Genomic DNA, 12,853 nt, shown 5'->3' with positions numbered 1-12,853 from the left:
CCAGCGCCCTGTCCGATTTCCGCCAGCAGCGCCTTCGTACCTCGCCCACACTGGACCTTGTGATGGACGAAGACACCAGGTACGAGGCGGTCCGCAGCCGTGACGCCCGTTTCGACGGCGAGTACTTCTTCGCCGTCGAGACGACCGGCGTCTACTGCCGCCCGAGCTGCCCGGCGGTCACTCCGAAGCGGCGCAACGTGCGGTTCTTCCCGACGGCCGCCGCCGCGCAGGGCTCGGGATTCCGGGCCTGCCGGCGGTGCCGCCCGGACGCCGTGCCGGGGTCGGCCGCGTGGAACGTGCGAGCCGATGTCGTCGGCCGCGCCGTGCGGCTGATCGGCGACGGGATCGTCGACCGGGAGGGCGTCGCCGGGCTCGCCGCACGGCTCGGCTACAGCGCCCGGCAGGTGCAGCGGCAGCTCACCGCGGAGCTGGGCGCCGGACCGGTCGCACTCGCGCGGGCCCAGCGGGCGCACACGGCGCGCGTGCTGCTCCAGACCACGGAGCTGCCGATCACGGAGATCGCGTTCGCGGCCGGGTTCGCCAGTGTGCGGCAGTTCAACGACACCGTCCGGGCGGTGTACACCTCGACACCGAGCGAGCTGCGCGCCGCCGCGCCCCGGGGCGGCCGCTCCGCCCGGCGCACGGCCACCCCCTCGGCCGGGATCCCGCTGCGGCTGGCCCACCGGGGCCCGTACCAGGCCGGTGCCGTCTTCGACCTGCTCGCCCAGGAGGCCGTACCCGGAATCGAGACGGTCGGCGGCCCGACCGGCCACCGCACCTACCGCCGCACCCTGCGGCTGCCGCACGGCACCGCCGTCGTCGCGGTGGAGGAGCTGCCCGGCGGTGCCGCGGCCGCCTCGGCCACCCATCCCGGCGGCTGGCTCGACGCCCGGCTCCATCTGACCGATCCGCGTGATCTGACCACCGCCGTGCAGCGGCTGCGGCGGCTGTTCGACCTCGACTCCGATCCGTACGCCGTCGACGAGCGGCTCGGCGCCGACGCCCGGCTCGGTCCGCTCGTCGCCGCCCGGCCGGGGCTGCGGTCGCCCGGGACCGCCGATGCGGGGGAGCTGGCCGTGCGGGCGCTGGTGGGGCCGGTGGCGGCCGAGCGGCTGGTACGGCGGTACGGGAAGGCGCTGGACGCGCCCTGCGGCAGCCTCACCCATCTGTTCCCCGAACCTGCCGTCCTCGCCGAGGCCGAGCCCGGCCCGGACAGCCCCCTCGGCGCGCTCACCGCCGCCCTCGCCGACGGTGCCGTACGGCTCGACCCGGGCGCCGACCGGGACGAGGCGCGGGACGCGCTGCTGCGGCTGCCCGGGCTGGACGCCCGTACCGTCGCCGTCATCCGCACCCGCGCCCTGGGCGATCCGGACGTCGCGCCGCCCGGCGTGGACGCCCCCGAAAGCTGGCGCCCCTGGCGCTCTTACGCCGTGCGACACCTGCGTGCAGCAGGGGAGTTGGAGTAGTCATGCTGTTCACGAACGCCACCCGCTGGACCGAGCTCGACAGCCCCGTCGGCCCCCTTCTCCTCACCGCCGATCCCGCCACCGGCGCCCTGACCTCGCTCTCCGTGCCGGGGCAGAAGGGCGGCCGGACCGTGCGGGAGGGGTGGCGGCGCGATCTGGCGCCCTTCCGCGCGGCCGAGGAGCAGCTCGCCGCCTACTTCGCCGGTGAACTCAAGGAGTTCCGGCTGGAGTTGAGCACGGACGGCAGTGAGTTCCGGGAGCGGGTCTGGGCCGCCCTCGACCACGTTCCGTACGGGGCCACGACGACGTACGGCGAGATCGCCGCCCGGATCGGTGCCTCCCGCGCCGCCGTACGGGCCGTCGGCGGCGCGATCGGCGCCAACCCGCTGCTGATCGTCCGCCCCTGCCACCGGGTGATCGGGGCCGACGGATCGCTGACCGGCTATGCGGGCGGCCTGGAACGCAAGACGCGGCTGCTGACCCTGGAGGGCTCGCTCTAGGCGTCCTCCAGTCCCCAGCGCGGTGCCGCCCCGTTCGGCCGGACCGGGCCGATCGTCAGGTCCGGCCGGTCGCCCCGGGCGGTGATCAGGGCCGAGTCGCCCTTCGGCAGGGCGATGCGGATCGCCCCGTCGCCGGCCTCGGAGTACCGCAGCGGCCGGCCCCGGCCATCGCGCACCTCCACCGGGCCAGCGATGCCGTGCCGTACGACGCAGGGCGCGCCCGCCTCGCTGGTCAGCCGCACCCAGCGGGTGGCCCCGCCCTCGCGCACCGCCGACAGCAGGAACGCGCCCTGCGTGCGGAAGCCGTGCACCGTCACGTCCGCCCAGTCGGCCGGGACGGCGGGGAAGACGCGGATCGTGTCGCCCCAGGACTGGCAGACCATGTCGTGCAGGGACTGGGCCGCCGACAGCGGTGTCTCGATGACCGGGCCCGACTCCTGGTACATGGTGTTGGGCCGGACGAAGCGGGACATCAGCTCGCCCAGGTAGCGCAGCGCGTCCTCGCCCTTGCCGAGCAGCGCGGACATCGACGCGGCACCGGTGAAGGTGTAGCCCTGCAGGGCACCCTCGAAGCCCACCCAGTGCGCCAACGACCGCTCGATCAGGGCCCGTTCGCCGGGCGTCCGGCCGGTCAGCTCGTACAGCGGGTACACCGCGAGCAGATGCGAGTAGTGGCGGTGGGACTTCGCGAACGGGATGTCCGCGCCGATCATGAAGCCGTTCTCGTCGGTCGGGTACGGGGCTCGTCTGGCCAGGACCTCGCGCCAGCGCGGCGCCAGCGGGTCGTCGATGCCGAGGAGTCCGGCTGAGTCCAGCAGTGTGCGGCAGCCCCACGTCAGCAGCATCAGGTCGTAGTTGCAGTCCCGTGAGTTGCCGCCGTACTCCGGGGAGAAGGTGGCGGGCAGATGCAGCTTGCCGTCCGGGCCCGGCTCCAGGAAGTGCAGGTAGTAGGCGACCGCCTTGCGCAGCAGGGGGAAGAGCACGTCCCTGAGGATCGACTCGTCCATCGTGTGGCGGTAGCTGAGCCAGACGTTGTGCAGCGCCCAGGTGAGGTTGCCGACCTCGGGGGTGGGCGGGTCCTGGCCGGGGACGCCGACGCCGTAGCCCATGAGGGCGCTGGTGGCACCGTTGATCAGATGGGGGTCCGTGGTGCGGGGGATGCCGAGGGAGTCGGTGCGGTACGGGGCCGGCGTCTGCTCGGCCAGGTTGTCCCGGAACTCGCTCAACGCCCTGGTGATCGCGTCGAGTTCGAGGTGGTTGGAGCCGTGGATCAGCCAGTACTCGAGCTGTGCGTTGAGGTTCCACCAGGTGTTGGGCCACGGGGTGGGTTCCAGCCAGGGGCCGCTCGTCGCCATCACGGGGGCGTCGCGGCGGGCGGCGGAGGCGGTCTTGTAGAGCTGGATCCAGTAGAAGCGCTGCATCCGGGCGTCGGGGAGGGAGAGGAAGCTCTTGCGGTAGTAGGCGCGCCACCAGGCCCGGTGCGACACCGCCAGCGCGGCGTACGGGAGCGGGGCGGCGCGGCGTACGGCCCGCAGCGCCCGGCCCAGCGCCGTCGTCCCCGGGAACGAGTGCGCGACATGGACGTACAGCGTCCGCGTCCCGCCCCTGCTCCGCTCCCGCCACGCCGTCACGTGCTGTCCGCCCGCCAGCAGCGGCTGTACGGCCGCGAAGACGCCGTCGTGCTCGGCGACCTCGGCGGGCGGGTTGCCGCGGTAGCCGTCGGGGAGCGGCTTGAAGGCCGCCCGGGGACTGATTGCCTCCGCCGGGTGGAACACCCACCGGAAGCCGCGCTCGCCCGGGCTGGGGGTGACCTCGACCGCCAGCACCGAGCGGTCGGTGTGCACCAGGGCGCGCAGCGTGAGCGTGCCCCGGTCCGTGGTGAGCGTGCCGGTCAGCTCGGCGTCGCGCAGGCCCAGCCGCCAGTCCAGGCCGGTGATCGTGCCCGCCGGCTCCAGCGTGAAGTGGCCGATGGGGAGGCGGGCCAGCCCGAAGAGGGAGCCGAACTCGGGGCGGTGGTCCTGGACCTCGGAGTGCTGGACGTTGAAGCGCACGGCGCTGGTTTCGGCGCCCGGCTCGGCGTAGACGCCGGAGCCGAGGAAGCCGTTGCCGAGGAAGGGGCCCTCGTACCAGGCCGTCGGCATGCGTCGCCACACGAGGTCGGCGTCGTCGAGGACGGTGCGCCAGGGGTCGGAGGGGGCGGTGTTCGAGGCCGCGCTCGCCGGGGCGGGCGGTCCGCCGGTGAGGAGGGTCCCGCCGAGCGCGGATCCGGTGGCGAGCACGGTACGTCTGGACGGGCTGGGCATGGCGCCTCCCGCTAGGAGCTATTCATCGGAGCTATCCCGGCATGCAACGTAGAGAAGAGGTGCATGGTCGTCAATATGACGGGAGAGACCCGATGTATCAGCCCCAGATCACGGCACCCAGCCACGCCCCCGCGATCAGCTGGCACGTGAACAGCTCCGCCAGCACGCTCCCCCCGCCCGACCGCAGCGCCGACCGCGTCGCGGCCCGCGCCTCGCCCCGTCGGCCCAGGCGGAGCCGCTCCTCCAGATAGACGCCGGCCACGAAGCCGGGGATCGAACCGAGCACGGGGATCAGGAAGAAGCCCAGGAACGACCCCGCCCCCGCGTACACCGTCATCCGGCGGCCGGCCCAGTTCGGGCGCAGTCGGCGGGGCGGGAGCGCCCAGCGCACCACCTGGGAGAGGAACAGCACGACGGTGGCCCCCACGAGCACCCACCACGCGACCGGCTGGGGATCCTTCAGCGCCCACCACATGACCGCGGCCCACACCAGCCACGACCCCGGCACCCCGGGCACCAGTACTCCGCACAGGCCGAGCAGGAGGACCAGACCGACCAGCAGGAGGTCCCACACTCCCATCTGACCAGAGTGCCGGAGCTGGCGGGAGTGCGCAGATCAGCGCGCGCTCCGCGGGCGCACCACCGTCACCCCTGCCGCTCCCGGGCCACCCATCCCCGCTCGTAGGCGTGCCATCCGAGCTGCAACCGGGTCGTCACCCCGGTCAGCTCCATGAGCCGCTTCACCCGGCGCTGCACGGTCCGCAGGCCCAGGTCGAGCTGCTTGGCCACACTCGCGTCGGTCAGACCGGCCAGCAGCAGCGAGAGCACCTCCAGATCGGTCTCGTCGGGACCGTCCGGCTGCTGCTCGGTGACGCCGGAGGCGCCGAGGCGGACCGGCAGCGCGTCCCGCCACACCGACTCGAACAGCCCGCAGAGCAGCTCCAGCAGCCCGCTCGCATGGACGACCAGCGCGGCCGGCTCCGCGGTGTGCGAGATGAGCGGCACCAGGGCGAGGGTCCGGTCGGCGATCACCAGCTTGGTCGGAACCTGGTCCACGACCCGGATCTGCTCGTCGCGGCCGAGTGCGGCGGACAGCTCGGTGACGCCGTGCGGCTGGTCGAGGACCGAGCGCTCCAGGACCACCCGGTAGCGCACGCCCCGGTCGGCGGCCTGCTCCTCCGCCTCGTTCTCCGTGCCGGTGACGGCGACCGGGGTGCCGGTGACCAGCGCACACACCTCGTCGCCCGCGCCGAGCTGGAGCTGCAGGAAGCGCTGCGAGACAGCGGCCGCGCCGATCACCACCTCGACCATGTCGTGCACGGCGGGCTCGGTGGCCCCCGCCCGGTACTCCTCGGCGAGCATCGCGGCCGCCAGCTCCGCCTTCTCCAGCTCGTGCCGCTGCTGGGTGAGCAGCGCGCCGAGCGCCACCCCGGGCGGCGCGGCGACCCAGCGGCCGGGCCGGGCCGAGGACTGCGCGGCCAGCCCGCGCCGCTCCAGCCGGCGCAGGGCGCGTTCGGTGTCGAGCTCGCCGAGCGTCAGCCGCCGCGCGAGATCCGGCACGTCTGCCGCGCCCACGGACACCAGGGCCCGGTAGGCCGACTCGTGCGTCTCGTCGAGACCAATCGCTCCCAGCATGTGGCTGCGCCCTTCCCCAAGCGAACACCCGCGTCCGGTCCGTGGCGGAAAACGGCCACGGCGTAAAACCGCCTCAGCACATCATCGCCGCACCACCCGTCACTCTGCCAAGGTGTCGCCACCGCAGCATCAACCACCGCCCGCTTTGCCCGACTTGGGCCTTCTTGGCCTGCGCTTTCGCGTCCGCGGGCAGGCGGCGGACAGGAAGATGGCGATCTTGGGGAGAGGGATGGCGCATACGGTTCTGGGCGCGGCCACCGCCGGCCCGAGACCACCGGTCACCCCCGGCACCGGCTCCGGCTCCGGCTCCGTCGTCACCCTGGTCACCGGCGACCGGGTCCTCGTCACCCGGGACGGAGCCGTCGCCCTGCCTCGCGCCGACGGCACGACCCCCTTCACCCAGACCCACCGCTCCGGCGACGACCTGTACGGCTACGCCGAGGGCGCGACCGAGGCCCTCGCCGCCGAGCGGCAGGGCGACCTGATCGGGGTGGCACCCGGCCTCTGGGGCGACCGCCAACACCTGGGCGTGCGGGGAGCTTCGGCGACATCGGCGGCATGACGCTGCGGCGGGACGGCGAGACCATCGGCGAAAGCCCGTACCCCTTCGGCCCGGGCCTGGAACCGGTCCACGAACACCACCACGACCTGGACGTTCCGCTCCGCACGGGACGAGGACGCGTACTCCCAGGGCATACCTCTGCTGTTTCCGCGGTACACGCTGCCGGAGGACGGGCTGAAGACGCTCCCCGCCGAGGACGGACAGAGCATCACGCTCACGGCGACGGGCCACGCGGGTCACGAGCCCGGTGAGTTGACCCGGGTCGAGTTCGCGTATGCCTACGACGAGGGCGAGAGCTGGGCCGAGGCGTGGACGGCGCCTTGGTCACCCAGATCGTGATCCGGGCCTACGACGTGCGCTGAGGCGCGCGAAGGGGATCGGGGCCCGGGTCACCCGGCAGTCGCCGGGCGGTTCTCCCGTGGGGGGTGGGGCCGCCCGGCGACGTGTGTCGTCCGTGGTTTCGCAAGACTGTTCCGGGCTTCACCCGCCGTGCCGTTCACGGCGGCTTCGCGGGGCCGGATTTTCCCGATGCCCCGTTTTCATCCGGGCCGCGCGGTGGACAATTGGGGGCATGAACCAGCAGGGGGGTAGGTCCAGTGGTCGCGAGGACGACTGGTGGGGGCAGCTGTACGGTGACGTCACCGACGACACGGGCCCGACCACGGCCCCCGACTCACTGGACGACCGGTTCGCCTCGGCGGCGGGGGCGGTGAACCAGCGGTCGGGGACGGGCGCGGCCGTACCGTCACCCCGGGCCGAGCCGGATGCCGCGCCGGCTCCGCCGGCGTTTCCGCCCGGTCTGCCGAAGCCGCCGGGATTCACCGTGGAGACACCGCCGGCCGACGACGAACCGCCGTCCCCGGCCGACGCCCCCGAGCGGCCGGCCCCGGAAGAGCCCGCACCCACCCCCTCATCCCGCCCCCTCGACTACGTGGGCGACGGCCCTCCCACCTACGCCGCCGAACCCACCGCCCTCCCGCCCGCCGACCCGGACGACCTCGACGACCTGGTCGCCGACACCGTCCTCGACGGCGCCCACTACGGCGCCTGCACCCTGCGCGCCGTCTCCCTGCGCGGAGACTCCGCCCGCTACCGGGGCGAACCCCGCCGCGACTCCCTCCTCACCGCCCGCTTCGGCACCGGTGACCACGCGCTCCTCCTCGTCGCGATGGCCACCGGCGCCCGGGCCACCCCGGGCGCGCACCGCGCCGCCGCCGAGGCCTGCCACTGGATCGGCCGGGCCGTCGGCCGCAGTCATGCCAGGCTCTCGGAGGACATCAGGGCAGCCCGGCGCGGCGACCTCAAGTCCGGGCTGCACCGGCTGACCGACCGCAGCCTCGGCAAACTCCGCGCCAGCGCCGCCGAACAGGGCATCGACCCCGAGGAGTACGCGGCGACCCTGCGCTGCCTGCTGCTCCCCGCCGACCCCGAATGCCGTACGCGCGTCTTCTTCGGCGTCGGCGAGGGCGGGCTGTTCCGGCTGCGCGACGGCGAGATGCAGGACATCGAACCCCTCGTCACCGACGTCACCGGTGAACCCGTCGTCGGCTTCGGCTCGCTCCCCGCCGAGACCCCCGACGGCGACCGCCTCACCATGGACCTCGGCATCACCACACCGCCGAGCCCCTACGACCCGGCCCCCGAGCCGCCCCGCGAACCCTTCCGCTTCCGCGCCTCCGTGGCCCGCCCCGGCGACACCCTCCTGATGTGCACGGGCGGCCTGGCCGACCCCCTGCGCGGCGAACCCGCACTCGCCGCCCACCTGACGGGCCGCTGGTCCGGCTCCGAACCGCCCGGCCTCGCGGAGTTCCTCCTCGACACCCAGGTCCGCGTGAAGGGGTACGCCGACGACCGTACGGCCGCCGCGGTGTGGGAGAGCTAGCGGCGGCCCGTGCCGCTAGTCCTCCGACGGCACCCAGGCGCGGGCCGAGGTGTCGTACGCGTAGTTCGGCAGCCCCTTGGTGCTCGATGTACGGAACGGGCGGCCGTGGTCGTCGATGCGAAGCGTGCCGGTGCGGCCCTGGGACGACCAGTCCAGTTCCAGATACCAGCGGCAGTCGCAGGTCTGCGTCCGCGCGTCGACCAGCAGCACCTCAGGGTCCTCGGCGGACACGCGGTACGGCAGCCGCATCGCCGGGATGGTGACACCGGTGTCGTTGCCGTCGACCGGGCGGGCGATGGGCCGGTCCTTGTCCAGGTCGACGTCGAAGTAGCGGGGCGTCAGGGCTCCGCCGCAGCCGTTGTCCATGGCGTAGTTGGCGCCCTCCATGGGCGTCGAGCGGCCGATGACGCGTACGCGCAGCGCCTCCAGGACGACGGCCGTGGACGTCCGGCCCTGCACCGTGATCTCCACCATCGTCTGCTGCCCGTGCACGGCGTTCTGCGTCGCCGCCCAGGTCGCCGCGTCCTGCGGGGCCGGGGGCGGCGGCACCTGCCGCAAGGGCTTGGCGATGACGTAGTCGTGGCCGCAGCCGGCCTCCCAGACATGGGAGTCGGCGCTCCAGGTGAGCGGCAGGCCGGCCGGGGACTGCCGCGGGCCTGCTTCCCCGGACTGCCCGTCGGCGGTGGCGGTGGGCTTCGCCGACGGCTTCCTCGACGCGTCGGGCGAGGGCGCGGGGGTGGTGGGGGAGGCGCTCGGGGACCTGGTCGACTTCGGGCGCGGGGTGCCCGGCGCCGTCGTACGGGGCGGATGGGAGGCCTCGGCGGAGTCGCTCGACCGGGGACGTTCGTCGTCCGGCAGGGCGGAGAGGCTGCCGAGGGTGGCCAGGAGGGCGGTCGCCACGGCCACGGAGACGAGGAGGCGCCGGCGGCGGTACCAGGGGCGGCGGGGAGGTTCCGGCTGTGGTGGTTGCCCGGTCGGCTCCTCGGGGTCAGCGGGGGAGGCGTCCGCCTGCGGAGCGGCGGCCGGTGCCGCCGTACGCGAGCGCTGTCGTGCCGCCACCGCCAGGATCCACCGGCGGTGCAGCTCCAGCCGCTCCTCCGGGGCCGCCCCGCACAGGGCGGCGAAGCGCTCCACGGGGGCGAAGCCGAGGGGGACCGCGTCACCGGCGCAGTAACGGTGCAGCGTGGACGTGTTCATGTTCAGGCGCCGGGCGAGCTGACCGTAGCTGCGGTCGGTGCGGTCCTTCAGGCGCCTGAGTAACGCCGCGAACTCCTGGACGTCGTCGTCCTGTGCTTCCGACACTGTTCTCCCGTGTCCTCCCCGTCCCGGGACGGCATCCCAGGCACTCCATATACCTGCACGTCAGAAGGGCTGGGATGGTTCCACCGTCGCGGATCGGGCGACGGCGCTTGCCGCCGCCCGCTGTGACGGCTGATGCTCTTGGTGTGGCACCGACCAGGCCGGACGGACCAACCGGCGTCGGTGCCGAGCCACTTCCGACGTCTCACGCATTTTCCTGTCATCCACGGGGGGACCACCATGCCCAAGCGCACCCGAGCCGGCACGCTCACCGCACTCGCCGTCGCCGGCCTCACCGCGGGCACCGCACTGTGCGCCGCGCCGGCCGGCGCCACGACCAAGGCGCCCGCGCCGAAGTTCCTCGCGGCGTCCGAACTCCCGCCGCACCCCTCCGGCTGGACAGCCGGGAAGGTCACCGACGGACTCCCGGACGAGATGCGGTACTGCTTCGGCGAAGCGCTGCTCGCCTACGACTCCCGCCACCGCACCTTCCGCACCGAACTCGACACCGGTGCCGAGCAGCTCACCGTCGTGGTGGGCGACAGCGCCAAGGCCAAGGCCCTCGCCGCCCGCCTCGACAGGGAGGTCAAGCGCTGTGTCACGCGCATGGACGCGGACCCGGAGATCGAGGCCGACTACCGGGGCTACGGCCGCCTGCCGGTCGAGGAGGGCGCCCGCGTCCACGGCTTCGCGACCCGTGCCGCGTGGGGTGCCATGGACATCCACCTCGTCTCCGTCGGCCGGGACGGCGGCACCGTCACCGTCGTGCGATGGGGGCAGATGGGCGACTTCACTCACGCGCCGGTGAAGGCCTTCAAGAAGACGACCACCACGGCGGTCCACAAGCTCTACTGACCGACACGCCACCCACCAGCGGGGCCGCCCTCCCGGACGGGGGTCGGGCGGGCGGCCCCGCACCCATGAGATCCGGCCAGTTTCCCGGCTTGCGGGAAACTGGCCAAAGGCGCGTCGTTGCCTCGCCGCGGGACATGTGGGTGTGCACGGCGCGTACGACCCCAACCGCCCCACGGCTTCGTCGGATACGGCCGGAACGGCAGAGCGGAGTCGGCAGACGGTCCGATCCGCTGCGGTCGGGCCGTCGGTGGGGAGTCGACCCGATGCGGGGCGGGACCGCACTGATCGGCCCTCCGGCTCCGGCACCGGATGCACCGCCTCGCCTCACCTCGCCACGAGCGGGTCGCGCACCCGGAAACCGGGCCGTGGCCGGTGGCCGACACGCCCGGTCACCGCGTACGGCGGCTTGCGGGCGGCCGACGGATGACGTTCCGGAGTTCATCCACCCCGCCCGAGCCGCCCCAACCATGGCCGAACACCTGGTCGTTGACGATTCGACATGACTGCCGAGGGTCCGGCCGGGAAATGGTTCCCGTGAACGTGTTCGAGCCAGGAGGGGAACCGACATCGGCACGCGGGCGGGGGTCATGAAGAGGCAGGCGCGAGGAGGCGGTCCCATGGCGATCGGGGCCTCCTCGGTGGAGACAGTGGAGGACAGGGCCGCGAGCGCCGGGGGACACACGCAGCCGCCTCAGCTCAGGCGCAGACTCGGGCGGGCGGACCTGAGGGCCGTGCCGGAGGCGCGCAGGGCGCTGCGCGAGCTGCTACGGCACTGGGGCGGGCCCGGGCGATCGGACATAGCCGAGCTGCTGACCAGCGAGCTCGTCACCAACGCCCTGGTGCACACCGACCGGGACGCCGTGCTGACGGCGACCGTCGGACCGGGCGGGCTCCGGGTGGAGGTGCGGGACTTCATGGCCCGGCTGCCCAGACCACGCGCGACGAACGCCGACGACGCCACCAACGGCCGCGGCCTGCTCCTCGTCCAGACCCTCGCGGACACCTGGGGCGTGCGCGCGCACGGGGTGGGTAAGGCGGTGTGGTTCGAACTCGACGCGGACGCCGCGTGACGGCACGGGACCGACGCGGGAGACGGGAAGGGACCGACGCGGGAGACGGGAAGGGCGCGACCCGAGTTCCGGATCGCGCCCTTCCCGTCGATGAGCGGCGTACTCAGCCGAACTGCTGCTCAAGATCCTTGAGCTTGCGCTCCAGCGAGTCGAGGCGCGGCAGCGCCATTGTGTCGTCCTCCGAAGTGAGGTCGACGGTGACCGGCTCAGAACCGGTGCGTACGGGCTGCAGCGAGGGACGCGACCGTACGGGCAGCTGCTCCGGCGCGGATATGGCAGGCTCCGCGGTGACTTGGGCCGAGGCGGCGCGCTCCAGAGCCTGCGTCTCGACCTGTCGTCCGGCGCCGCGGCCGATGAAGCCGCGGTGGCCCCGGCTGATGGCCTTCAACTGCGCACGCTCCATGCGCTGCTGGTCGCGCCGGCGCAGGCGGCTCTCGTCCTTCTGCCGCTTGTCCTCGCGGACCTCGTCGACGGCCTCGTCCAGGCTGCGCACGCCCTCCAGGAGCATCAGCGACCAGGCCTTGTAGGTCTCGCGGGGCGCCCGCAGCCAGCGCACGATCCGGATCTGCGGCAGCGGCCTCGGCACCAGGCCCTGCTCGCGCAGGGCGGCCCGGCGGGTCTGCTTCAGGGCCCGGTCGAACAGCACCGCCGCGGACAGGGACATGCCCGCGAAGAAGTGCGGGGCGCCGTCGTGGCCGATGCCCCTGGGCGCGTGCACCCAGTTGAACCAGGCCGCGGCGAAGGCGAACGTCCACACGAGTATCCGGGAGCCGAGCGCCGCGTCGCCGTGGCTGGCCTCCCGCACGGCGAGCACGGAGCAGAACATGGCCGCGCCGTCGAGGCCGAACGGCACGAGGTACTGCCAGCCGTTGGTGAGGCCGAGGTTCTGCTCACCGAAGCCGACCAGGCCATGGAAGGAGAGTGCCGCGGCCACCGCCGCACAGCAGAACAGCAGGACGTAGGAGACGGTGCCGTATATGGCCTCCTTGCGCCTACGGCGCTCCTCGCTGCGCTCCCACGAGTCGTCCGCGCTCGTGTCCTTCCCCGCGGTCTTTCCGCGCCGGAGCACCGCTATCGCCGCCAGCAGGCCCAGGAGCAGGACGGCGCCCGGAAGCAGCCAGTTCAGCGATATGTCGGTCAATCTCATCTGGGGTCCCTTGCATTGGGATAGGGCGTAACGCCCGCCATAGTGGCCCAATCCCGCTGGCCCTCAGGGGGTTTCGGGGCAAGAGGCCGCCAAGGAAGTGCAAGGGGATGCCCAGGGCGGCGTTCTGCTCGAAC

At 73.4% G+C, this 12,853-nt stretch carries 11 protein-coding genes; 6 read left to right on the top strand and 5 right to left on the bottom strand.

All coding sequences use genetic code 11. The features are described from left to right. The first annotated feature begins 62 nt into the window (after positions 1-62). Both IM697_RS32120 and IM697_RS32115 read left to right on the top strand, forming a co-directional pair. Entirely contained in the window at positions 63-1,466 is a 1,404-nt protein-coding gene (locus tag IM697_RS32120) for a bifunctional transcriptional activator/DNA repair enzyme AdaA (protein WP_194039589.1), read from the top strand. A 2-nt stretch (positions 1,467-1,468) separates the two neighbouring features. Continuing rightward, the gene (locus IM697_RS32115) at positions 1,469-1,966 is read left to right on the top strand and encodes a methylated-DNA--[protein]-cysteine S-methyltransferase (protein WP_194039588.1); all 498 of its coding nucleotides are present in this window, start codon (positions 1,469-1,471) and stop codon (positions 1,964-1,966) included. On the opposite strand, the gene IM697_RS32110 is transcribed toward IM697_RS32115, so the two are convergent. The 3 genes from IM697_RS32110 to IM697_RS32100 all read right to left on the bottom strand — a co-directional run bounded on the left by IM697_RS32110 (position 1,963) and on the right by IM697_RS32100 (position 5,904). Next, on the bottom strand, positions 1,963-4,269 hold the full coding sequence (locus IM697_RS32110; protein ID WP_194039587.1) for a glycosyl hydrolase family 95 catalytic domain-containing protein: 2,307 nt from the start codon (positions 4,267-4,269) through the stop codon (positions 1,963-1,965). The two genes, IM697_RS32115 and IM697_RS32110, sit on opposite strands and share 4 nt — an antisense overlap. A gap of 97 nt (positions 4,270-4,366) precedes the next feature. Then, positions 4,367-4,849: a DUF456 domain-containing protein gene (locus IM697_RS32105; RefSeq protein ID WP_194039586.1), complete on the bottom strand. Its 483-nt coding sequence runs from the start codon at positions 4,847-4,849 to the stop codon at positions 4,367-4,369. Positions 4,850-4,914: 65 nt separating this feature from the next. After that, on the bottom strand, positions 4,915-5,904 hold the full coding sequence (locus IM697_RS32100; RefSeq protein WP_194039585.1) for a helix-turn-helix domain-containing protein: 990 nt from the start codon (positions 5,902-5,904) through the stop codon (positions 4,915-4,917). 229 nt (positions 5,905-6,133) lie between these two features. On the opposite strand from IM697_RS32100, the gene IM697_RS32095 reads away from it, so the two are divergent. Both IM697_RS32095 and IM697_RS32090 read left to right on the top strand, forming a co-directional pair. Beyond that, positions 6,134-6,466, top strand: a complete 333-nt coding sequence (locus IM697_RS32095) for a hypothetical protein (RefSeq protein WP_194039584.1) — start codon at positions 6,134-6,136, stop codon at positions 6,464-6,466. A 571-nt stretch (positions 6,467-7,037) separates the two neighbouring features. Continuing rightward, entirely contained in the window at positions 7,038-8,348 is a 1,311-nt protein-coding gene (locus IM697_RS32090; RefSeq protein ID WP_194039583.1) for a PP2C family serine/threonine-protein phosphatase, read from the top strand. 15 nt (positions 8,349-8,363) lie between these two features. On the opposite strand, the gene IM697_RS32085 is transcribed toward IM697_RS32090, so the two are convergent. Next, positions 8,364-9,650 (bottom strand): helix-turn-helix domain-containing protein, encoded by a 1,287-nt coding sequence (locus IM697_RS32085; protein ID WP_194039582.1) that lies wholly within the window; start codon positions 9,648-9,650, stop codon positions 8,364-8,366. Between the two features lie 237 nt (positions 9,651-9,887). Here IM697_RS32085 and IM697_RS32080 point away from each other — a divergent pair, with 237 nt between their 5' ends. Beyond that, positions 9,888-10,502: a hypothetical protein gene (locus tag IM697_RS32080; protein ID WP_194039581.1), complete on the top strand. Its 615-nt coding sequence runs from the start codon at positions 9,888-9,890 to the stop codon at positions 10,500-10,502. Positions 10,503-11,119: 617 nt separating this feature from the next. Next, positions 11,120-11,572: an ATP-binding protein gene (locus tag IM697_RS32075; protein WP_228044263.1), complete on the top strand. Its 453-nt coding sequence runs from the start codon at positions 11,120-11,122 to the stop codon at positions 11,570-11,572. Positions 11,573-11,675: 103 nt separating this feature from the next. Here the strand turns inward: IM697_RS32075 and IM697_RS32070 are convergent, their stop codons facing one another. Further along, on the bottom strand, positions 11,676-12,719 hold the full coding sequence (locus tag IM697_RS32070) for a DUF2637 domain-containing protein (protein WP_194039579.1): 1,044 nt from the start codon (positions 12,717-12,719) through the stop codon (positions 11,676-11,678). Between the last annotated feature and the right edge of the window lie 134 nt (positions 12,720-12,853).

The sequence above is a fragment of the Streptomyces ferrugineus genome (assembly GCF_015160855.1).
Classification (GTDB): domain Bacteria; phylum Actinomycetota; class Actinomycetes; order Streptomycetales; family Streptomycetaceae; genus Streptomyces; species Streptomyces ferrugineus.
The sequence above is the reverse complement of the archived record's forward strand: the minus strand, read 5'-3'. Positions and strand labels throughout refer to the sequence as shown.

Excerpts from the sequence above, each read along its gene's own strand:
- IM697_RS32070 (WP_194039579.1), bottom strand. The coding sequence starts at position 12,719 with ATGAGATTGACCGACATATCGCTGAACTGGCTGCTTCCGGGCGCCGTC.
- IM697_RS32095 (WP_194039584.1), top strand. The coding sequence starts at position 6,134 with ATGGCGCATACGGTTCTGGGCGCGGCCACCGCCGGCCCGAGACCACCG.
- IM697_RS32115 (WP_194039588.1), top strand. The coding sequence starts at position 1,469 with ATGCTGTTCACGAACGCCACCCGCTGGACCGAGCTCGACAGCCCCGTC.
- IM697_RS32105 (WP_194039586.1), bottom strand. The coding sequence starts at position 4,849 with ATGGGAGTGTGGGACCTCCTGCTGGTCGGTCTGGTCCTCCTGCTCGGC.
- IM697_RS32075 (WP_228044263.1), top strand. The coding sequence starts at position 11,120 with ATGGCGATCGGGGCCTCCTCGGTGGAGACAGTGGAGGACAGGGCCGCG.
- IM697_RS32080 (WP_194039581.1), top strand. The coding sequence starts at position 9,888 with ATGCCCAAGCGCACCCGAGCCGGCACGCTCACCGCACTCGCCGTCGCC.
- IM697_RS32090 (WP_194039583.1), top strand. The coding sequence starts at position 7,038 with ATGAACCAGCAGGGGGGTAGGTCCAGTGGTCGCGAGGACGACTGGTGG.
- IM697_RS32110 (WP_194039587.1), bottom strand. The coding sequence starts at position 4,269 with ATGCCCAGCCCGTCCAGACGTACCGTGCTCGCCACCGGATCCGCGCTC.
- IM697_RS32100 (WP_194039585.1), bottom strand. The coding sequence starts at position 5,904 with ATGCTGGGAGCGATTGGTCTCGACGAGACGCACGAGTCGGCCTACCGG.
- IM697_RS32120 (WP_194039589.1), top strand. The coding sequence starts at position 63 with ATGGACGAAGACACCAGGTACGAGGCGGTCCGCAGCCGTGACGCCCGT.